At 65.4% G+C, this 21,815-nt stretch carries 18 protein-coding genes; 12 read left to right on the top strand and 6 right to left on the bottom strand.

Annotation, left to right across the window (positions count from 1 at the left end; translation table 11 throughout):
* Positions 1-27: 27 nt before the first annotated feature.
* Both G361_RS0126400 and G361_RS0126395 read right to left on the bottom strand, forming a co-directional pair.
* Entirely contained in the window at positions 28-720 is a 693-nt protein-coding gene (locus tag G361_RS0126400; RefSeq protein ID WP_019930129.1) for a response regulator transcription factor, read from the bottom strand.
* Entirely contained in the window at positions 717-2,078 is a 1,362-nt protein-coding gene (locus tag G361_RS0126395) for a sensor histidine kinase (RefSeq protein WP_019930128.1), read from the bottom strand. Before G361_RS0126395 ends, G361_RS0126400 begins: the two co-directional genes overlap by 4 nt.
* Before the next feature lie 207 nt (positions 2,079-2,285).
* Between G361_RS0126395 and G361_RS0126390 the strand changes: the two genes are divergently transcribed.
* Genes G361_RS0126390 through gatB form a run of 5 tightly spaced genes read left to right on the top strand, consistent with a single transcriptional unit; the run spans position 2,286 to position 7,687 of the window.
* The gene (locus tag G361_RS0126390) at positions 2,286-2,606 is read left to right on the top strand and encodes a hypothetical protein (protein ID WP_019930127.1); all 321 of its coding nucleotides are present in this window, start codon (positions 2,286-2,288) and stop codon (positions 2,604-2,606) included.
* Between the two features lie 33 nt (positions 2,607-2,639).
* On the top strand, positions 2,640-3,437 hold the full coding sequence (locus tag G361_RS0126385; RefSeq protein WP_019930126.1) for an ABC transporter ATP-binding protein: 798 nt from the start codon (positions 2,640-2,642) through the stop codon (positions 3,435-3,437).
* Entirely contained in the window at positions 3,434-5,926 is a 2,493-nt protein-coding gene (locus G361_RS0126380) for an ABC transporter permease (protein WP_019930125.1), read from the top strand. Before G361_RS0126385 ends, G361_RS0126380 begins: the two co-directional genes overlap by 4 nt.
* A gap of 38 nt (positions 5,927-5,964) precedes the next feature.
* Positions 5,965-6,141, top strand: a complete 177-nt coding sequence (locus G361_RS49735; protein ID WP_155981788.1) for a hypothetical protein — start codon at positions 5,965-5,967, stop codon at positions 6,139-6,141.
* Between the two features lie 34 nt (positions 6,142-6,175).
* Entirely contained in the window at positions 6,176-7,687 is a 1,512-nt protein-coding gene (gatB, locus tag G361_RS0126370; protein WP_019930123.1) for an Asp-tRNA(Asn)/Glu-tRNA(Gln) amidotransferase subunit GatB, read from the top strand.
* Positions 7,688-7,788: 101 nt separating this feature from the next.
* Here gatB and G361_RS0126365 read toward each other — a convergent pair whose 3' ends face one another.
* Entirely contained in the window at positions 7,789-8,913 is a 1,125-nt protein-coding gene (locus G361_RS0126365) for a sorbosone dehydrogenase family protein (protein ID WP_019930122.1), read from the bottom strand.
* A 122-nt stretch (positions 8,914-9,035) separates the two neighbouring features.
* Between G361_RS0126365 and G361_RS44975 the strand changes: the two genes are divergently transcribed.
* Together G361_RS44975 and G361_RS0126355 are read left to right on the top strand one after the other, a co-directional pair.
* The gene (locus G361_RS44975; RefSeq protein ID WP_063711883.1) at positions 9,036-9,851 is read left to right on the top strand and encodes a DoxX family protein; all 816 of its coding nucleotides are present in this window, start codon (positions 9,036-9,038) and stop codon (positions 9,849-9,851) included.
* 36 nt (positions 9,852-9,887) lie between these two features.
* Complete coding sequence (locus tag G361_RS0126355) at positions 9,888-10,694, top strand: thioesterase family protein (RefSeq protein WP_019930120.1); 807 nt, start codon at positions 9,888-9,890, stop codon at positions 10,692-10,694.
* A gap of 48 nt (positions 10,695-10,742) precedes the next feature.
* Here G361_RS0126355 and ilvD read toward each other — a convergent pair whose 3' ends face one another.
* Entirely contained in the window at positions 10,743-12,584 is a 1,842-nt protein-coding gene (gene ilvD, locus G361_RS0126350; protein WP_019930119.1) for a dihydroxy-acid dehydratase, read from the bottom strand.
* A 277-nt stretch (positions 12,585-12,861) separates the two neighbouring features.
* Positions 12,862-13,287 carry a PH domain-containing protein gene (locus G361_RS0126345; RefSeq protein WP_155981787.1) on the bottom strand — a complete coding sequence of 142 codons (426 nt, stop codon included), beginning with the start codon at positions 13,285-13,287 and terminating at the stop codon, positions 12,862-12,864.
* Positions 13,288-13,659: 372 nt separating this feature from the next.
* Here G361_RS0126345 and G361_RS0126340 point away from each other — a divergent pair, with 372 nt between their 5' ends.
* The 5 genes from G361_RS0126340 to G361_RS48580 all read left to right on the top strand — a co-directional run bounded on the left by G361_RS0126340 (position 13,660) and on the right by G361_RS48580 (position 19,459).
* Positions 13,660-15,624, top strand: coding sequence for an acetolactate synthase large subunit (locus G361_RS0126340; RefSeq protein ID WP_026343536.1), 1,965 nt, complete (start codon positions 13,660-13,662; stop codon positions 15,622-15,624).
* The gene (ilvN, locus tag G361_RS0126335) at positions 15,621-16,124 is read left to right on the top strand and encodes an acetolactate synthase small subunit (RefSeq protein WP_019930115.1); all 504 of its coding nucleotides are present in this window, start codon (positions 15,621-15,623) and stop codon (positions 16,122-16,124) included. Before G361_RS0126340 ends, ilvN begins: the two co-directional genes overlap by 4 nt.
* A 100-nt stretch (positions 16,125-16,224) precedes the next feature.
* Complete coding sequence (gene ilvC / locus G361_RS0126330; protein ID WP_019930114.1) at positions 16,225-17,226, top strand: ketol-acid reductoisomerase; 1,002 nt, start codon at positions 16,225-16,227, stop codon at positions 17,224-17,226.
* A gap of 142 nt (positions 17,227-17,368) precedes the next feature.
* Positions 17,369-17,995, top strand: a complete 627-nt coding sequence (locus G361_RS0126325; protein ID WP_019930113.1) for a hypothetical protein — start codon at positions 17,369-17,371, stop codon at positions 17,993-17,995.
* A 273-nt stretch (positions 17,996-18,268) separates the two neighbouring features.
* A complete protein-coding gene (locus tag G361_RS48580) occupies positions 18,269-19,459 on the top strand; it encodes a DNA cytosine methyltransferase (protein WP_081635587.1) in 1,191 nt (396 codons plus the stop codon).
* Between the two features lie 88 nt (positions 19,460-19,547).
* Here the strand turns inward: G361_RS48580 and G361_RS48575 are convergent, their stop codons facing one another.
* Complete coding sequence (locus tag G361_RS48575) at positions 19,548-21,557, bottom strand: ATP-binding protein (RefSeq protein ID WP_196814636.1); 2,010 nt, start codon at positions 21,555-21,557, stop codon at positions 19,548-19,550.
* Positions 21,558-21,815: the final 258 nt, after the last annotated feature.

Genomic DNA, 21,815 nt, shown 5'->3' with positions numbered 1-21,815 from the left:
CCGGTGGCCCACCGGGGTGCCTGCCCCTCAATCTGCAGATTCTCCCGGTGCGACGACACCGTGGTCAAATGCGAACACGATTGCTGCCGACCGGTCTCTTAACCCCAGCTTCCCGAAGATGTGTCCTACGTGGCTCTTTACGGTCACTTCGGAGATGCCGAGTTCGGCGGCAATCTCTGTATTGACACGTCCGCGACCGATGAGCTTCAGAACGTCCAGCTCACGGGCGGTCAGCTCGCTGAGATGCTCGTCACGGCGGGCCGTCGCGGGCCGGGTCGAGCGATAGGTGGACAGCACCCGGCCCGTTACCGACGGGTCGAGCCAGGAATCGCCGCCGGCGACCGTGCGAACGGCCCGGATCAGGTCCTCGGCGGGGGAGTCCTTCAGGATGAAACCCGCCGCCCCGGCTCGCAGCGCCCCCGACAGCAGATGGTCGTCGTCGAAGGTGGTGAGCACGAGAACCGGGGGCGCCTGCGCACCGGCACGCAATCGTTGCGTGGCGTCGATACCCCCGACCCGTTTCATGCGCAGATCCATCAGCACGACATCCGGGGGCTGCGCGGCCACCGCGGCGGGCACCTCGTCGCCGTCGGAGCATTCGGTGACGAGAAACCCGTCCCGGCGCCGCAGAATGCGCCGGAGACCCCCGCGGACCAACTCCTGGTCGTCCACGACCAGGACGGTGATGGTGTCGGTGTCGGCCGGGCCGGCCGCGGTCACAGGCTCTCCTGGAACTTGCGGGTCACGGAGGTGAACGCACCCCGCACCAGCTTCAACGGATCGTCCGGACCGGTCGGTGCGCAGGCCGGGCCGGGCCGCCCGAGCGGAATCCGGGCCGCCACTCGCCAGCTGCCGTTCCCCGGGCCCGCTGTCAGCGTGCCGCCGAGCAGATTGGCCCGCTGCCGCATACCGGCGATACCCATACCGCCGCCGCCGCGCCGCACGATCTGCCAGCCGGGCACCGTGTTGTCGACGGTGACGGTCGCCTCGGTCGCCGTCACGGCGATGCGCAGGGTCACCGCGGCGCCCCGGGCATGTTTGGCGACGTTGGCCAGGGATTCCTGGCTGATCCGATACAGTGCGAGACCCGTTGTCGGCGAGACCGTCCGCCCGTCGCCGGTGAGCTCGAAGTCCAGGTCCAGCCCGGCGCGGACGAAATCGTCCACGAGATCGGTGATGTCGTCCAGCGCCGGTTCCGGCGTGGCGGGCGACGGCCGCTCACCGAGCAGGCCCACGGTGCGCCGGATATCGGCCATCGCCTGCCGCCCGAGCCGCTCGGCGTGGACCAGGGCCTCGACGGCCTCGTCGACGTCACGATCGGTCTGCAGCGAATGCCGGGCGGCCGTGAGGTGCAGCAGCGTGATGCTCAGCGAATGGGCGATCACGTCGTGGACCTCGCGGGCGATCCGGTGCCGCTCCTCGTCGGCGGCCTGCGCGGTCCGGATGGTCTGATTCTCCCGCTCCTGGTAGAGGTACAGGCGCTGATACTGCATCATGATGCCGACCATGGCGCCGAGTACGACGGCGATCAGATAGCTGACCAGCGCGTCGATCCCGGGGCCGGCCGTGTGGAACACCACGAGTTCGGCCAGGGCGGCGGCCGTGAACGGCAGGCTGATGTGCTTCGGCCCGATGGCGGCCACCTCGCCGGCGATCACCACCAGCACGAACGGCGAGGCATCCAGCGGCACCGGTTGCAGCAGGAACAGCCCCTCGGAAACCAGGCCGATGAGCGACAACGGAATCGGCCGCGGCTGCACACCGAACACGGTGAGTATCGGATACGTGAAGATCACCAGCAGGACCGCCAGCAACGGCACGAAGCTCGGGAAGTATGAGTGCCGTTGTACGACCGCCGCGATCGCGGCGATCGCCAGTGTCAGATCCGCGACCAGGATCACCGAGGGCGGATAGTCCAGCGGCATCTCCTCCACATGCCGATGGAAGGCGCCGCTGGGATCACGCATGAAATCGAGGAGCCGCTGCTTGCCCTGCTGCCATCCGACTACGATCTGCCAGGCTGCACGAGCCGACAACGCCGCCGACGCGGCGAACACGATGACGCGGAGCACCTCCATGTCTCCAGGCTAGCGATCGGATCCGCCCGGTTCATCGTTCCGGAATCGGGGCCCGCCTCCTACCCCGGTAGGAGGCAAAGTCTCGTCCACGGCACGAGGTTTCGGCGCCGGCGGATCCGTAGCGTGAGTGCCGAGCGGCCGGTATCCGGCTCGAGGGACGAATGGGGAGAACCGAATGCGCAAAATGCACAAGGAAAGGGGTGGATTGTGACCTGGGCAGATCTGCACGCCCGCACGGCGATCATCGGCACGGTGCTCGCGCGCGGTGCGGTCGATCCGGCCGATCCGAGGCTGCTGCACGGGCTTCCGGATATGGATCGACTGTTCGGCGGCCCGGCCGGAATCATGGCCGCACTGCAATACCGGTGGGACAACCATTTGCGCGCGAAGTCCGATCTGGCGCTGATCGAAGGGCGCTCCTCGGCGGAGATCTATGGGCAATTGGCCGCCGAGCAACCGGTCCTGCGCGCGATACTCGACGCGCATCACGCGCGCGAGCGCCGGCCGGACCGCGTGCTGGTGCGGTGAGCGGCCAGGGGTGAGAGGGCCAGGGGCACAACCATGTTGGAACTGACCGACGTCGTCAAGGAATATCGGGTGGGCGGGCAGGTCGTGCGCGCCCTCGATCGGGTCGACCTACGTATCGAATCGGGCGAATTCACCGCGATCGTGGGCCCGTCCGGCTCCGGTAAGAGCACATTGCTGCACCTGCTCGGTGCACTCGATTGCCCGGATTCCGGTTCGATCCGGTTCCGCGGCGAGGAGATCGCCGACCTCGACGACGATCGCCAATCCGAATTCCGGCGGCATCGCGTGGGTTTCGTATTCCAGTTCTTCAATCTGCTACCCACGCTCTCGGCCTGGGAGAATGTCGCGGTCCCGAAACTGCTCGACGGCACCGGACTCCGCCGGGCGAAACCGCGCGCCCTGGAGTTGCTCGAACTGGTCGGGCTCGCCGACCGCGCACACCATCGCCCGTCCGAGTTGTCCGGCGGCCAGATGCAGCGCGTCGCGGTGGCGCGCGCACTCATCATGGATCCGCCGCTCATCCTCGCCGACGAACCGACGGGCAACCTGGATTCGGCCACCGGGGCCGCCGTCCTCGCACTGCTCGGCGATATCGCCGGCCGGGGCAACTCCGTGGTCATGGTCACGCACGACACGAGCGCGGTCGAATACTGCGACCGCGTGATCACTCTGCGCGACGGCCGGATCGGCGCGCACGAGCGAACCGGGCGAGTGCGCCCCGGCGGACCGGACGCCGCGCAGATCCCGGCAATTCCGGCGGAAGAACTTGCGCCGCAGCCGGATTCGGCCACCTCCCGAGATCACGCCCACGGCGCGGGGCTGCTGCCGTGATCGGGGCGGCGTGGGATCGGTTGCGGCTGTTCAACCTCGGTGAACTGGTGGTCCACCGGGGCCGGACGATCATCGCGTTGGTCGTCATGGCCGTCTCGGCCGGATTGCTGGTATCGGTGTTCAGCATCGCCGGTTCGGTGACCGGTTCGGTCGATCGGCTCACCCGAAGTCTCGGCGGCAAGGCCGAACTGGAGATCTCCGGCATCACCGACGACGGCTTCGACCAGGGCATGCTGGCACAGGTACGTGCCGTGCCGGGGGTACGGGTGGCCGTCCCGATGCTGCGGACGCAAATCGCCGCCGGCGACGAACCCACCCTGCTCGTCGGCGCCGATGCGAGCGTCACCGCGCTGGGCAGCTCCCTCGACGCACCGCTGCGGGACGGGGCGGCACATCTGCTGGGCACCCCGAACGGCGTCCTGACCGGCGCGGCCCTCGGCCATGTCGTGGGTGATCGATTCCACCTCGGTGCCGCCACCGTGACGGTCGCGGGCATCCTCGACGACGCCACCTCGAGCCGGCTCGACGGCGGCCACATCGTCGTCGCCCCGCTGCCGGTCGCACAGCAGATCGCGGGCCGCGCCGGAACGCTGGACTCGATCGAGATAGTGCCCGCCGCCGGCGCCGATCCGGAACGGCTGCGCACCGCGCTGACCGGCGTGGTGAACGGCCGTGCGGTGGTGGCCGACCCCGGCCTGCGGACCGCGCAGGCCGGTGGGGCCATCCAGCTGATCCGCTACTCCACCACGATGGCATCCGCGGCGGCGCTGATCGTTTCGGGATTCCTCATCTACAACGCGATGAGTATGGCTGTGGCACAACGCCGTCCGACGTTGTCACTGCTGCGCGCGATGGGTGGCCGCCGGACGCCGATGGTCCGCGACCTGATCGCCGAGGCGGCGCTGCTCGGCCTCGTCGGCGGCGCACTCGGCGCTGTGCTGGGTATGTTCGCCGGTCGGCTGTCGATCGCCCGGATCCCCGCGGCGATGATCGCCTCGGTGCAGACGCACATCGACTATCAGGTCCCCGGTTATGCCGTACCGGCGGCGATCGCGGCCTGCGTGGCGGCCAGCGTCACGGCGTCGGCGATCGCGGCCCGCCAGATCTACAAGGTGCAGCCCATCGAGGCGCTGGCCCCGGTCGGTGTCTCCAAGGCTGATACCGTCCGGCCGCTGTTGCGTTGGGCGGCAATCGTTCTGGGCCTGTTGATGGTCGCGGCCGCGATCGGCATCGCGCGCGCCGACCTGGGTCGCTATTCGCTGGCGGCGATCTCGCTGTCGATCGCCGCGGCGCTGGTGCTCTGCTTCGCCGCGACCGGCCCGATCGTCGCGCTCGCCGCCGCGGTGGCGCGCATATTCGGCGCTCCCGGCGCACTCGGCGCCACCACGATCGAGCGAGCGCCACGCCGGGTATGGGCCACCGCGATGACGGTGATGATCGGCGTCAGCGCGACCGTGGCGATGGGCGGCGCCTCCGGCAATCTGGTCGACGCGGCGACCGCGGGCTACGCCGATCTGGCCCGCCGCGACGCCTTCGTCAGCCCGTCGCCGATGGCCTCGTATCCCACCGGCCCGATCCTCCCGGCCGATCTGAAGTCGCGCATCGCCGCGGTCCCGGGTGTCGTCGACGTCGGATCCGCCCAGATGGCCTTCGCGACCCTGGGCCGGGGCCGCGTGATGCTGCAGGCGTACGAGCACGGCTCACCCTCCTCGCTGATCGACGGCCTGAAACCCGGTGTGGCGGAACAGATGTCGGCCGGTTCCGGGGTGGTCGTCTCCCGCGATGTCGCCCGGGATCTGCACATCCGCGCGGGTTCGACCCTGGACCTGCCCACCCCGACGGGTGTACACACCGTGCGGGTACTGCAGGTGATCCCGTACTTCTCGGCGATCACCGGCACCGTCGTGCTCGACCTGGACATCCTGCGGCAGTGGTACGCCCGCCCCGGCGAGACCATCCTCGGCATCAACTTCGCCCCCGGCGCCGACCCGGCCACCACCTTCGCCGCGGTTCGCGCCGTACTCCCGCCCGGCGCCTTCCTCTCCACCGGCCGCGACGCGGTGACCGCGGTCTCCGAGAGCGTCCGCCAGGGCACGGAACTGTCCGGATCCATCCTCTGGATCGTGGTGCTGGTCTCGACCGTCGCGCTGCTGAACACCCTGATGCTCTCGGTGCTGGAACGTCGCCGCGAACTGGGTGTGCTGCGCGCGATGGGCATCAGCCGCCGCTTCCTGCTGCGGACCGTACTCACCGAGGCCGCCGGCATCGGATGCACCGGCGCCGCACTGGGCGCGGCGGTCGGCGCGGCCGTGCACTACCTCGCCACCCTGGCCCTCGGCCACGCCATGACCATCGACGTCCCCTACCGGCCGGGCCCGATGCTCCTGATCTACGCGACCGCCGCCCTGATCCTCGCGCTGCTCGGCTCGATCCCGCCCGCGGTCCGCGCCGCCCGCCTTCCCATCGTGGAGGCGATCGCCGCGGATTGACCGGGTCCAGGAGGGGAGCCCTCACCCGGCCCGCCCGGGTGAGGGCCTTCCCTCTCCGCCACGAACTGATGCGCTCCGGCCGCAGGCATTCGTACCTCGACGGCATCGTGGAGTTCCAGGAGGTCCGCGACCGGCAGCCCGCCGATCCGGATCCGAGTCTGCGCGTCGACATGGACGCGGTGGCCGCCTCGCTGCGCTACGTGCGAGGGGAATGACCGGCTGTCGGAGGTTTTCCCTAAACTTGTCGGCATGACTGCACCCACGGTGGACCTGATGGACTATGCCGACGTCATCGACCGGTACGAACCGGTGCTGGGCATGGAGGTCCACGTCGAGCTGGGCACCGCGACCAAGATGTTCTGCGGCTGCCCCACCGCCTTCGGCGCCGAGCCGAATACGCAGGTCTGCCCGGTATGCCTGGGCCTGCCCGGCTCGCTGCCGGTGGTGAACCAGAAGGCCGTCGAGTCGGCGATCCGCATCGGCCTCGCGCTGAACTGCTCGATCACCCCGTGGGGCCGGTTCGCCCGGAAGAACTACTTCTACCCGGACCAGCCGAAGAACTACCAGATCAGCCAGTACGACGAGCCGATCGCGCAGAACGGCTACCTGGAGGTCATCCTCGACGACGGCAGCACCTTCCGCGTCGAGATCGAGCGCGCCCACATGGAGGAGGACACCGGCAAGTCGGTGCACGTGGGCGGCGCCACCGGCCGCATCCACGGCGCCAGCCACTCGCTGCTGGACTACAACCGCGCCGGCGTCCCGCTGATCGAGATCGTCACCAAGCCGATCACCGGTGCCGGCGAGCGCGCCCCCGAGGTGGCCCGCGCCTACGTCACCGCCCTGCGCGATCTGCTGAAGTCGCTCGACGTCTCCGACGTGAAGATGGAACAGGGCTCGCTGCGCTGCGATGCCAACGTCTCGCTGATGCCCCGGGGCGCGGACGTGTTCGGCACCCGCACCGAGACGAAGAACGTCAACTCGCTGAAGAGCGTCGAGGTCGCGGTCCGCTTCGAGATGCGCCGCCAGGCCGCGGTACTCGCCGGCGGCGGCACGATCGTGCAGGAGACCAGGCACTTCCACGAGGCCGACGGTTCCACCTCGCCCGGCCGCCGCAAGGAGACCGCCGAGGACTACCGCTACTTCCCCGAGCCCGACCTCGAGCCGATCGCGCCCGACGCCGCCTGGGTCGAGGAACTGCGCGCCACCATCCCCGAATACCCGTGGCTGCGCCGCGCCCGGATCCAGGCCGAATGGAACCTGTCCGGTGAGGTGTTCCGCGATCTGCTCAACGCGGGCGCCCTCGATCTGATCATCGCCACCGTCGACGCCGGCGCCTCGGTCGACGCCGCCCGCTCCTGGTGGGTCGCCTACCTCACCGAGAAGGCGAAGGAGCGCGAGGTCGCCCTGGACGAACTGCCCATCACCCCGCAGCAGGTCGCCGAGGTGGCGGCCCTGGTCGAGGCGAAGACCATCAACAACAAGGTCGCCAAGCAGGTCGTCGATTTCGTGCTCGCCGGCGAGGGCGCCCCGGCCGAGATCGTCGAGGCGAAGGGCCTCGGCATGGTCTCCGACGATTCCGCCCTGCAGTCCGAGGTCGACAAGGCGCTGGCCGCCAACCCGGACATCGCCGACAAGATCCGCTCCGGCAAGGTGCAGGCCGCCGGCAAGATCGTCGGCGACGTCATGAAGGCCACCCGCGGCCAGGCCGACGCGGCCCGCGTTCGCGAACTGGTCCTCACCGCCTGCGGAGTCGCCTGAGCCGAAACCCGCTCGCACCCGGGCACATTTCCGGGTGCGAGCGAATCGGACGTGCGCTGTCCGAGGTGCTGAGGGCAGCGCACGCCGGAGAACCCGCAGCCCTACTCCCGCCCGCCGTTCCCGCCGGACGGCGCGATGATCACCACCCGGTCGTCGGTGGGCGTCGGCTGACCACCCACCTTGTTGACCGTATCCGCCCAGATGGTCCCGTTCGGACCCGGTGCGGCGCCGTTGAGCCGTCCCCACTTGTCCTGGTACAGCAGCGAGGGCGCGGAGGTGATCGCGTAGGTGTCCTTCTCGGTCTTCGCGAACGACATCCCGCGCGCGTTCGTCATCGCGATCGCGACGAAATCCGACCCGGCCGCACACCCGGCCACGCCGGGATGATCGGGCCAGGTCCACGCGGTGGTCACGGTGCCGGTGGAGGCGAGCCGCTGCAACCGATCCTCGACCGCGGTCCGATCGGTGAACCACAGATTGCCCTGATCGCCCTGGCACACCGCGCCCGCGGTCCCGATCCCGGACACCAGCACCTGCGGCGCCGCCGACGACCCCGTCCGCGGTGAGTCGATCCGCAGCAACTTCCCCGCCAGCGAACCCTGGTCGTTCGCACTCCCCGGATTGCCGGCGTCCCCGGTGAGCACCACCAGTTTGTCCGGATCGGTGAACAGGATGGACCCGTGATTACCGGTGCCGCCCTTGGGAATTCCGGTGAGGATCGGCTTCGCCGTCCCGTCCGATCCGATGCGCACCACCCGGTTGTCGCTGGGTGTGGTGATGTACGCGTAGAGCAGATGGTCCTCGCTGTAACTGGGCGACAGCGCGATGTCGTTCAGCCCGCCGTCCCCGGATGCGTCCACATCCACCTGGCCGACCTGTTTCAGATAATTCGGCCACGGCCCCGGATCCTGCGTATCGATCAGGAAGATCTTGCCGGTGGACCGCTCGGCGACCAGCCCGGTGAGCCCGTCGGGCAGCGGGATCAGCCCGGTCGGATCGTTCACACAGCTGGCGATGACCGCCGGATCCGGATCCTCACACGGTCCGGGCGGCCGTTTGGTCGTGGTCGGCGCCTGCGGCGTGGTCGGGCCCATCCCCTCGGGCTCGATGGTCGGCGCGGGGGTGAACGGTTTGGAGGCGGATTCGTCGAACCGGGCACAGCCGACCACCAGACCGGCGGTGACGGCCAGGATCGAAACGATGCGGCCGGCGACAACCAAACTCATGGTTCAGACGTTACGGAAGGTTGCCCACGAGCGCTCGCAGGGGTCGGTCCGCCCCGCGTGTGGCGCGGACACGCCGTCACTCGGGGCAGCGGAGTTCTGCGCGCCGACATACCCTGACTGGAGTGACCGACAAGTCGAACGCCACCGCGCCGAACAGTGCACCCGGACACCCGGGAGCAACCACAGCGATCGGCCAGACGGCACGCAGTCCCTTCGATGCGCCCACGGGCAAGTTACCGGTGTACTCCGCGAACGGTACGCCCCTGGCCCGCACCGAAGACGAGTTGGGCCTCGACCCCGAGGTCCCCACCGTCGGTGAGATCGGATCCCCCGAAATGGCTACCACCTCCTATTCGTTCGCCAGCATTCCGCCCGCGCCCACCCCGCCGGCCGAGACCGTCCGGATGCGCCGCACCAATCGCCTCGAATACCGCCGCGGCACAACGGATCTCGGCCTGTTCGGACTGCGCCTGCTGGTCGGCCTGAGCTTCCTCTACCACGGTCTGCAGAAGCTGACCGGCTGGTTCGACGGTCCCGGCCTGGACGGAATCCGCCGCGCCATGGAACACGGCGGCTGGAAGCATGTCGACGTCGCGTCGTCGCTGCTCAGCGGTGCCGAGGTCGGTGGCGGCGCGCTGATCGTGCTGGGCCTGGCGACCCCGCTGGCCGCGGGTGCGGTGATCGCCACCGTCAGCGACGCCTGGTTGTGGAAGCAGAGCATGGCCCACGGCATCGAGTACAAGCAGGTCGAGATCGAATCCCTGCTGGCCGCGGCCGCGGCGGTGCTGATCCTCACCGGTCCGGGCCGGTTGTCGTTCGATCGGGGACGCGGCTGGGCCACCCGCCCGTCCTGGGGCTCGTTCGCCTGCCTGGTGCTGGGCCTCGCGGCGGCTCTGGGATCCTGGTTCTACCTGCACGGCGGCAATCCGTTCCACTGACCGGATCCGCCCGGACGAGAGAAAGGGCGTTTTCCGGTGACCGCTGCGACCGGACCCGAGTCGAGCTACTTCGAGCGGGTGGGCGACGGCCGTTTCGCGCCCACCCGCCACGTCGGCGGGGCCTGGTCCACCGATGAACAGCACTTCAGCCCGCTCGGCGGGCTGATCGTGCACGAGATCGAGCGCATCCGGGCCCGCGAACACCGGCCGGATCTGCTGATCGGCCGGATCGGCTTCGACATCCTCGGCGCGATCGCGTTCGAGGAGTTCGATATTCGCGTCGAGATCGTGCGTCCCGGCCGCACCATCGAACTCGTACAGGCCACCGCGACCATCGGCGGCCGCGCCACCGTCACCGCCCGCGCCTGGCTGATGATCGCCGAGGACACCGAGAGCGTCGCGGGCGGCGAACCGCCCCGGCTGCCGGATCCGGAATCACTGACGCCGTGGCCGCTGACCTCGGTCTGGCCCGGCGGCTACATCGCCTCGCTGGACACTCGTCCGGTAGGCGAGCCCAAGCCCGGCCGCACCACCGCCTGGGTGTCCACCCCCGTGCGGTTGATCGCAGGGGAGCAGGTGAGCCCCCTGGCCTCGTATATCGCCCTGGTCGACACCGCCAACGGTATCGCCGTCCGGCAGGAACCGACGAAGTGGATGTTCCCCAACCTGGATCTGACCGTCCACCTCTACCGTCAGCCGCAGGGCCCGTGGACCGGGCTCGACACCAGCGTCACCTTCGGCGGCACCGGACAGGGCCTCACCAGCACGATCCTGCACGATGTGCACGGCCCGGTCGGCCACGCGGAACAGATCCTCACCGTCCGCCCGCACCCGGACCGCTGATCGAAAAAACCCGGAACCCGTTGCGGGCCCCGGGCTTTCGCTATAGACCTACGGCACCCGCCGCACAGCACCCTTGTCGGCGGAGGTGGCCAGCGCGGCATAGGCTCGCAACGCCGTGGTGACCGGCCGATCACGATGCGCCGGCAGCCAAGGCCGTTCGGACGCATCCATCTTGGCGCGGCGCTCGGCGAGAACCGCGTCGGGAACGAGCAATTGGAGCGCGCGGGTGTGCACGTCGATGCGAACCCGATCGCCGTCCTCGATGAGCCCGATCGTGCCGCCACTGGCCGCCTCGGGCGAGATGTGCCCGATCGACAGCCCCGAGGTGCCACCGGAGAAACGCCCGTCGGTGATCAGCGCGCACACCTTGCCCAGACCCGCACCCTTCAGGAATGCGGTGGGATGCAACATCTCCTGCATACCCGGACCACCGGAGGGCCCCTCGTAACGGATGACGATCACGTCGCCGGGCTGGATCTTCTTGCCCAGGATCGCCGACACCGCCGCCTCCTGGGATTCCAGCACCACGGCCGGCCCCTCGAAGGTGAACAGATCCTCGTCGATACCGGCCGTCTTCAGGATCGCCCCGTCGACAGCGATATTGCCACGCAGCACGCACAATCCGCCCTCGACCGTATAGGCGTGCGCGACCTCGCGGATGCACCCCTTCTCGGCGTCGGTATCCAGCGACGACCAGCGATTCTCCGTGGAGAACGGCACCGTGGTGCGCACCCCGCCCGGCGCCGCGTGGAACAGCTCCAGCGCCTGGTCGGAGGCCTTGCCGGAGCGGATGTCCCAGGTGTCCAGCCACTCCTCGAAGGTGCGGGTGTGCACGGTGGTGACATCGGTCTCCAGCAGGCCGCCGCGGCGCAACTCGCCGAGGATGGCCGGGATGCCACCGGCGCGGTGCACATCCTCCATGTGGTAATCGGAATTGGGGGAGACCTTCGACAGGCACGGCACCCGCCGCGAGATCTCGTCGATGGTCTCGAGATCGAAGTCGATCTCGCCCTCCTGGGCGGCGGCGAGGGTGTGCAGCACCGTATTGGTGGAACCGCCCATCGCCACATCCAGCGCCATCGCATTACGGAAGGCCTTGGCATTGGCGATGTTCCGCGGCAACGCCGATTCGTCGTCGTCCCGGTACCAGCGGTTGGCCAGCTCGACGATCGCCGTACCGGCCCGCTCGAACAGCGCGCGCCGCGCGGCGTGGGTGGCCAGCGTGGACCCGTTGCCCGGCAGCGCCAGACCCAGCGCCTCGGTGAGGCAGTTCATCGAGTTGGCGGTGAACATGCCGGAACAGGAACCGCAGGTCGGACAGGCGCTGCGCTCGACCTCGTCCAGGCCCTCGTCGCTGACCGTGCTGGAGGCGCTGGCCGAGATCGCGGTGATCAGATCGGTGGGCGCCTGCGCCACACCGCCGACCACGACCGCCTTACCGGCCTCCATCGGACCGCCGGAGACGAAGACGACCGGGATGTTCAGCCGCATCGCGGCGTTCAGCATGCCCGGAGTGATCTTGTCGCAGTTGGAGATACACACCAGCGCGTCGGCGGTGTGCGCGTTGGCCATGTATTCCACGGAGTCCGCGATGATCTCGCGGCTGGGCAGCGAATAGAGCATGCCGCCGTGGCCCATCGCGATGCCGTCGTCGACGGCGATGGTGTGGAATTCGCGCGGGACGCCGCCGGCCGCCCGTACGGCGCCCGCCACGATATCGCCGACGTCCTTCAGATGCACGTGGCCCGGGACGAACTGGGTGTAGGAGTTCGCGATGGCGACGATCGGCTTCCCGAAGTCGGAGTCGGTGAGGCCGGTGGCCCGCCAGAGCGCGCGAGCGCCCGCGGCATTGCGTCCGGCGGTGGTGGTGCGTGAACGAAGCGGTGGCATGGGTATTGGTCCTCGGTCCGATGTCCTCGTCCCGGTGCAATCCGGGACCGGTCGCTGGGGGCTGCCGGCGACTGAGCCGAGTGTCTCGGCGGCGACTCCACGGTACTCCCGCGGAGATCACCCGGATGCGCCGGTGGGCGGCCACGCCCGGGATGCGTGAGCGGTCGCCGTCTGCCGTCGTACCGGTCGGGCACCGGGCAGGAATGTCAGGGATATCGCATGTCAGCACCCCGAGGATGCCATCTTGTTCCCGACTCCGCCGCCGAATTACGGCGAGTCAGTGCTGTTCGCCGGACGTGTCCGCTTCGCCGGCCGTATCTTCCGATGCCTCCGCGTCCTCGGACGCCTCCGCCTGCGCGAACGGATCCGGGATCCGCCCGCCGGCGGCCGCGACGAGATCGCGCAGCCGGCTGTAGTCGACGGCGGGCAGCGCCACCTCGGAGTCGTCGTCGAGGTGCGCGCGCACCCAGCCGCGCTTCGGGATGCGCAGGCCGCGGATCCGCTCCCACTCCACGTGCCGGGAACCGAACAGCGTGCGCAGATCCAGTCCGGACGCCGACACCGTGGTGCGGCTGCGCTCGATCCACAGCGAGATCCCGATCGGGATCACGAACAGGATCCACAGCACCTGCGGCCAGCCGAAGAAGGCGAAGGCGACGCAGAACAGCAGCACGAACACCCCGAGGTGGCCGAGCCGGGGCATGCGGATCACCCGACCCGTATCCAGCCCGGCGGCGGACGTGTGGGACGATCGAGCAGGTGGCACGGACCGATGCGACGATGACACACCCCCATCCTCGCATCATGGAGAACAGACCAAGGCAACCGCCCCGTCTCACATAATGGGACACGCGTGTCAAGTAATTTGACTCTTCGGCTCACCCACACATACCGTCGTGCGCGTGAATCGAAACGAGCTTCTCGTAATCGGCCGGCGCGTCCAGCGCTGAGCTTGATCCATTCAGCTCGTAGCTGCGACGCGCCACCCTCGATCAGCCTTGGCTGACGGGGGCTTTTTTGTGTTCAGGACATTTCCGTGGACTCGAGATCAACAAGCAGGTAAGGAACCACAACGGTGAGCGCACCTACCGCCCGGCCCGGGCCCGCGGCCCGCAGGCCCGCGCCTTCGGCCCAGCCGACCCCCGCGGCTGCCGCCGCATCCGGAAACCGCCGACCGGTCCCGCCCGAGCGGGTCTCCGGCGCGCAGTCGGTAGTCCGGTCCCTCGAGGAGCTCGGCGTCGACACGGTCTTCGGCATTCCCGGTGGTGCGATTCTTCCCGTCTACGACCCGCTCTTCGATTCCACCCGGGTCCGGCACGTGCTGGTCCGGCACGAGCAGGGCGCCGGCCACGCCGCCACCGGCTACGCGCAGGCAACCGGCCGCGTCGGTGTGTGTATGGCCACATCCGGTCCGGGCGCGACCAATCTGGTCACCCCGATCGCCGACGCCCAGATGGATTCGGTCCCGCTGGTCGCGATCACCGGCCAGGTCGGCCGCAGCCTGATCGGCACCGACGCCTTCCAGGAGGCCGACATCTCCGGCATCACCATGCCGGTGACCAAGCACAACTTCCTGGTCAAGGACCCGCTCGATATCCCGCGCATGATCGCCGAGGCCTTCTATCTGGCCGCCACCGGCCGTCCCGGCGCGGTGCTGGTCGACATCCCCAAGGATGTGCTGCAGGCGCAGACCACCTTCACCTGGCCGCCGGAACTGCGGCTGCCCGGCTACCGTCCGGTGACCAAGCCGCACGGTAAGCAGGTGCGCGAGGCCGCGCGGCTGATCCTCGACGCGAAGTCGCCGGTGCTGTATGTCGGCGGCGGCGTCATCAAGGCCGAGGCCGCACCGGAGCTGCTGGAGCTGGCCGAACTGACCGGCATCCCGGTGGTCACCACCCTGATGGCCCGCGGCGCCTTCCCCGACAGCCATACCCTCAACATGGGTATGCCGGGAATGCACGGCACCGTGGGAGCCGTTGCGGCACTTCAGAAGTCGGATCTGCTGATCACCCTCGGCGCCCGCTTCGACGACCGCGTGACCGGCCAGCTCGACTCGTTCGCCCCGAACGCCAAGGTGATCCACGCCGACATCGATCCGGCGGAGATCGGCAAGAACCGCCACGCCGACGTCCCGATCGTCGGCGACTGCCGCGAGGTGATCACCGAACTGATCGAGACCCTCAAGGCCGACCCGGCCGCGGCGACCACGGGTCGCGCCACGCTGCTGGATCTGACGGAGTGGTGGGCCTACCTCGGCGGCATCCGTGACCGCTACCCGCTCGGCTGGACCGCCCCGAGCGACGGCTCGCTGTCACCGGAATACGTCATCGAGAAGCTCGGCGAAATGGCCGGACCGGATGCGATCTACTGCGCGGGCGTCGGCCAGCACCAGATGTGGGCCGCTCAGTTCGTCAAGTACGAGAAGCCGCGCACCTGGCTGAATTCCGGTGGTCTCGGCACCATGGGCTACGCCGTGCCCGCCGCGATGGGCGCCAAGATGGGCGCGCCCGACCGCGAGGTGTGGGCCATCGACGGCGACGGCTGCTTCCAGATGACCAATCAGGAATTGGCCACCTGTGCCGTCGAGGGCGTCCCGATCAAGGTCGCCCTGATCAACAACGGCAACCTGGGCATGGTCCGCCAATGGCAGACCCTGTTCTACGAGAAGCGGTACTCCAACACCGATCTCGGCACCCACACCCTCCGCATCCCCGACTTCGTGAAGCTCGCGGAAGCCCTGGGCTGCCACGGCATCCGGGTCGAGAAGGAGGAGGACGTCGAGGCCGCGATCCGCGAGGCGCAGTCCATCAACGACCGTCCCGTCGTGATCGATTTCATCGTCGGCAAGGACGCTCAGGTGTGGCCGATGGTCGCCGCCGGCACCTCCAACGACGAGATCATGGCCGCCCGCGGCATCCGCCCGCTGTTCGACGACGACGAGCAGGCCGCCGAGCCCGCCGTGATCCACGAGGCGATGTCCCACGAGAAGGCCACCCTGGCCGCGCACGAACGCGCTTCGCAGAAGGGCGAGAACGAATGAGCACCACCCACACCCTGAGCGTGCTCGTGGAGGACAAGCCCGGCGTGCTCGCGCGCGTGGCGAGCCTGTTCTCCCGCCGCGGCTTCAACATCGAGTCGCTCGCCGTCGGCGGCACCGAGGTCCCCGACATCTCGCGCATGACCATCGTCGTGACGGTCGAGGACCTGCCGCTCGAGCAGGTCACCAAGCAGCTCAACAAGCTGGTCAACGTGATCAAGATCGTGGAGCAGGACTCCGACAGCTCGGTGGCCCGCGAACTGATCCTGGTGAAGGTGCGCGCCGACGCCAGCGTCCGGACCCAGGTCATCGAGGCGGTCGGCCTGTTCCGGGCCAAGGTGATCGACGTGTCGCCGGACGCCCTCACCGTCGAGGCGACCGGAACCCGGTCCAAACTCGACGCGCTGCTGCGCATGCTGGAACCGTACGGCATCCGCGAGATCGTGCAGTCCGGCGTGGTGGCCGTGGGACGCGGCCCCAAGTCCATCACCGCAACCCGATAGAGTTACCCGGATCGACGGCGGCACCCGCCCGCGGCGTGGGGTTCGATCCGATGAAAAGTGAAACTTGTCTAGAGAGGACGTACACAAAGTGGCAGTCGAGATGTTCTACGACGACGATGCCGACCTGTCGATCATCCAGGGCCGCAAGGTTGCCGTCATCGGCTACGGCTCCCAGGGTCACGCGCACTCGCTGAGCCTGCGCGACTCGGGTGTCGAGGTTCGCATCGGCCTCAAGGAAGGCTCGAAGTCCCGCCCCAAGGCCGAAGAGGCCGGTCTCACCGTCGACACCCCCGCGGCCGTCGCCGAATGGGCCGACGTCATCATGCTGCTGGCCCCCGACACCGCCCAGGCGGAGATCTTCCGCAACGATGTCGAGCCCAACCTGAAGGACGGCGACGCCCTGTTCTTCGGCCACGGCCTGAACATCCACTTCGGCCTGATCAAGGCGCCGGCCAACGTGACGGTCGCCATGGTCGCCCCGAAGGGCCCGGGCCACCTGGTTCGCCGCCAGTTCGTCGACGGCAAGGGCGTCCCCGCCCTGATCGCCGTCGACCAGGACCCCAAGTCCGAAGGCCAGGCCCTCGCCCTCTCCTACGCGAAGGGTATCGGCGGCACCCGCGCCGGCGTCATCAAGACCACCTTCAAGGAAGAGACCGAGACCGACCTGTTCGGCGAGCAGGCCGTCCTGTGCGGCGGCACCGAGGAACTGGTCAAGACCGGCTTCGAGGTCATGGTCGAGGCGGGCTACGCGCCGGAGATGGCCTACTTCGAGGTCCTCCACGAGCTGAAGCTGATCGTCGACCTCATGTACGAGGGCGGCATCGCCCGCATGAACTACTCGGTCTCCGACACCGCGGAATTCGGCGGCTACCTCTCGGGCCCCCGCGTCATCGACGCCGGCACCAAGGAGCGCATGAAGGATATCCTCCGCGACATCCAGGACGGCACCTTCGTCAAGCACCTGGTCGCCAACGTCGAAGGCGGCAACAAGGAGCTGGAGGGCCTCCGGAAGAAGAACGCGGAGCACCCGATCGAGGTCACCGGCGCCAAGCTGCGCGGACTGATGAGCTGGGTGGACCGCCCGATCACCGAGACTGCGTAGCGCCGAGCACTCGTCTGTGGCCCGGCATATTTGAAGGTGTTGGGCCACAGATGATCCAACCTTCGCCGCCAAGTCGGCGCGCATCAGGGGATATCGAGTTGTTCAGGACCCAAACGAAGCTCACATCCGGCATGCTTGGAGCATGATTCAGGAATCCGACATTCAGATCGGTTACAGCTATGAGACCGCTGAGCTTCGGGTCGACTTGACCGCTAGCGATGTCGCCGCTGGTTTTACAGATCACCATGATTATCAATGCCTGAGTATGCTCGGCTGGCCTGAAGCAGCGGACTGCCTTGCGACAGAGGAAGGGATCTTGCATCAGGCAGCTCTGTCGTCAGAGGCTGACGGCGTCGAAGCGATTCTTAAAGACCTTGCAGAAGAGGACGATGTCCAATACTCCGAGCTTATGGCTGCTGTCGGATACCTGGATATTGGTGTGGCTGGCCTGAGCTTTGCGCTGAGCGCATCAGGCGCAGCCACCTTCTATTCATGCTCTGGTGGGAGCGGGCACCATCATGCAGATTATCCGATCGTCGGGGTTATCCCTGACGCAGCCAGGGCTACAGCGATCGCCCGCCTGGCAAAAAGCGCTGGTTGCGGCATCGACCAAATTCACGGTAGGTGGTACATTTTTGGTCGATCTGTCTACGAAATGCATAATCTAGGTCAATTGATCTACGAAAGCCGGAAACTATTCGACAGCTTCCGGCGTCCGGAATGGTTCGTCGGGCTCGCGGATGCAATCGCTGACATTGATAGCTTCTAACCTTACCGACACTGAGACCGCAGCCCACAATCTTAGTTGACAGTTTTCTATGACCGCCGCGCGAGCCAGCAGTGACTTGACATAGATGCCGACGGGTGTCAGCCAAATTGTCCCGTACAGGATGTATGCTAGCCGAGCGATCGGTGGACAACAGTGAGAGCCGACGTGTGTGCGCTGTCATGTAGCGTGTATCTTCAATCGTGATACTGGTGTTATGTAAATAAACCATGGGTAACGCTGCCATCTCGCAGCGGTTGCATTAGTCTGGATCCTATGCTGCTCGATAGTGTGGACGATCAGTTTACAGTGGACGCTGTAAACCCATCTCAGGTTCGCATGATAGATCTCTTTGCTGGCCCAGGCGGTCTCGATGTAGCTGCAAAGTGGCTGGATATACCGTCTGTTGGCATCGAACTTGATGTGGATGCATGTGAAACACGACGTGCCGCCGGGATCGGAACTCGTTGTTCTGATGTGCGTAATCTATCTTTGCTGGATTGTTTTGAAAATGCAGATATTCTTACTGGCGGACCACCATGTCAGACATTTTCAGTAGCCGGTTCGGGCGTGGGTCGGAAAGCATTGGATCAGGTTCTGGAATTCATCCATAGAATGGATGCCGGGGAGGATGTTAGCGAAGATTTGGATAGCTTGGACGACCCTCGTACAGGGCTGGTTCTGCAGCCTCTTCGTTGGGCGCTGGCCGCAATGGAGAAGAATCGCTCATTCGCTACGATTGTGCTCGAGCAAGTGCCCACCGTCAAGCCGGTGTGGGATGCAATCGCTATTGTACTACGATCCAGGGGATACGAGGCAGAAGTTAAAGTTATTCGGACTGAGCAATACGGAGTACCGCAGACTCGCCGCCGAGCTATTTTGATCGCGCGTCACGGCAGAATTGTTACCTTTCCGAAACCCACACATCGTAAGTATGTTAAAGGAGTCGAGCAAAAGAGCGGTGACCAGGAATATTTGCCATGGGTGAGTATGGCAGAGGCATTCACTTCGCTGCAGCACCGTCCAAAAGAGTTTATCGTTGTCTCGAATTATGGAACCGGAGGGAAGCCTGATATACGAGGTCGCCGAACATCTAGCGAGCCGTCTGCGACAATCACAGGAAAAATTCGTCGAAATCGTCTTCAAGTCGGGAAATGTGACATAGATCGGCTGGAGCCGCGCGAAGCAGGACTATTGCAGACTTTTCCGATCGATTATCCGTGGGATGGGACAGATAAATATCAACAGGTTGGTAATGCGATTCCACCGCGGGTTGCTGTTCATATTCTGGCTGCCGCCGTTTTCGAAAAGAAGCCAGTCGTTGCCAGTCTCGACCAGGCTATAGCTAAGACTTGGGATGAAGCTCGAGCTGGAAAAATCCACATCGACCTGGAGGAAATGGACGATGTCGAAGGTAAACAGGACGTTCTTCTCATCGACGAAAATTTGAATGTAGTCGGCGCCTGAGTCCACAGATTCAATCGGTTGGAGAAAGCGCCGTTGCTCGGTTCATTATTTCCGCTCAAATGACAGCTATCGAACAACGGCAAGCCACTTACTTCTCGAGTTCGGGGAATTGTTCGCGCGTATCCTTTGCATCGAGCTCGATATCAATCGGATCGGAGGCTAGTGCCTTCATGCGATTATCCTCGGGCGCGCGAGAAAACAGAATTTCAAAGTAGTCTTGCCACTGCGAACGCGCCTTCTGGAGCAGTCCGTTCCAATCCGTGGCATCCATCCCGTCCTTCCTCAGCCTGTCGATCATTGCTTTAAATCCGGACGGCTTCTCCAGCTTATCGGCTACCATTAGTCCGGTAATGCTACGAACATCCGAATGCCGAACCGGCGTAACTTCACGGAGAGTGTCAATGTACCTCTGAAAGCGCGTTATATGGTCTAGGTCGGCAGTCTTTCCAGGTCTCATGAACTCTATCACCAGCAACTGATCTCCTGATCGGAGAACAAGGTCGACGCGAGAGTCCCATGCTCGCTCCTTGTCAAGTTGTTCTTTCCCGATCTCTTTGATCAGCTTATCGAGACTTCTTTCTTGGCGGAATGTTTCCCACTCTGGAGAAATCATCCACGGATTTTCGGCAATATAGTCGCGGATCGCATTTTCCAGCTCTCGGTTTCTTATACGCTCTTCGAGACCTTTCAACAGCTCGAGTTGGACTTTCACTCGTTCGGCGGCATGCAACGCGGACATTACGCGAGACTGCACAAGGATTTCAACAAGCTTGTCGGCATCCAAGTCTGACGAATCAGATAGCGTACTGATCAAATCTTGCAGCCGGCCCCCCTCCCACGCCATAAGTATGGCGTTTGAAAGGTCAGCGAATTGTTCATCCGACAACGCCGGTATGCGTGCTAGGGAGCTCAAAGCACGCCGTACTACCTTCTGCTCGTACTGTTCCAATCTGGCAAGCCTCTCGGAAAAGGGCGTTAGCCGTTGATTCATGGCGTCGACCTTTGCGGCAGCACGCCGCTCCTGCCACAGTCTGAGCAGTGACCTAATCCGATTCTGCCCCCAATCCAGGAGAGGACGAGCATCCTCTGATTCCCAGTTGATCCGTTGCCTTTCAGTCGATATCAAATCCTTTTGCTGGTCGTCGATATAGTCGGCTTGCACCCTTCCCGACAGGTAATTAATACCGTGCTGCCCGCCGAATCCTCCGCTAAGATTGAAGGCGAATGGCTTCTGGGCAAGCTTGTATCGGCTGAAAATCGATATACCAGAGAGTTCTTCCTGCTTTATTGGCTCCTTGTAGAATACAAACCTCCATCGTATTCTCTCACCGTTGGACAGCTCTTCTATGCCCCAGCCGTCGTTATCGACAACCAAATCGTTGGGCTTTTGATTCCGCTCGTAGTCGGCAGGATAATCGAATTCTACAGACTCGACATCCGAATCCTCGGATATCGGTGTTCCGTTGACTGCAACGCGAAAGTTCTCCGCTCGCTCCAGGAGGAGAAACCGTCTGGCCATACTCGCTCTGAATTGCTCTGGATTCGGCGACCGTTTGAGAGTCAAGCTTTTTAGCGTGAATCTTGTTCCATGTGATTCCTTGCGAGCTTCGTCAGGTCCTTCGTAAGCGAGCACCTCTACTTCCATCGGTTCGCTCGAATATGAATCGTCGTGTGTCAGGGCAACGATATCGAGGATAAACTTCGTATGCTCGCCGGTTTCTTTGCTGATCGTGTCTATTTCGACAAGTTCGGCTATCCCGAATCCGGCAAACTTGCCGATCCCTTTTCTGCCCATCACGGGCCTGCCCGATTGGGTCAGATCGGTGCCCGTAACAGCCCTTCGATTATATCCTACTTTGAGAAATCGCTCTTGACATTCTTTAAAGGTCATCCCGTCGCCGTTGTCGGATACGGTGATACCAGAACCCAGTTTCTTGATGGGAAGTGAGATTTCGACGGCCGACGCATCGGCATCCCACGCGTTAGATACCAGTTCGGCAATCGCGGCCACCGGAGACTGGTACATATCGATTCCAAGATGCTCGATCACCCGCCCATGAAAATGAATGTGGAGGCGGTTGTCAGTAAGCTCGGTCAAGTGCATCCTTCATATATCCGATCTGCTACCAACCGTCGCAGGCACTCGAGGGTTGGAACTTCATCCTTCTGATCGTAGAATCTCGCCGTACTTTTGTCTCGCCGAGCTCCGACCATCGCCTGCTGGAGTGGCATAGAGCTGGTCCAGCATCTACTACACTCGCAAGAACAGCAGTTGCCTTCGTAGGGGCTCGCAGAGTAAACCGAATGGTCTCGCCTGTTATGAAATGAGCCTTGCTCCTCGGCAGCGGCTGTCGAG

This window comes from Nocardia sp. BMG111209, from assembly GCF_000381925.1.
In the GTDB taxonomy this organism is placed as follows: domain Bacteria; phylum Actinomycetota; class Actinomycetes; order Mycobacteriales; family Mycobacteriaceae; genus Nocardia.
Note: the sequence above shows the minus strand (reverse complement) of the source record. Positions and strands in the feature narration are given on the sequence as shown.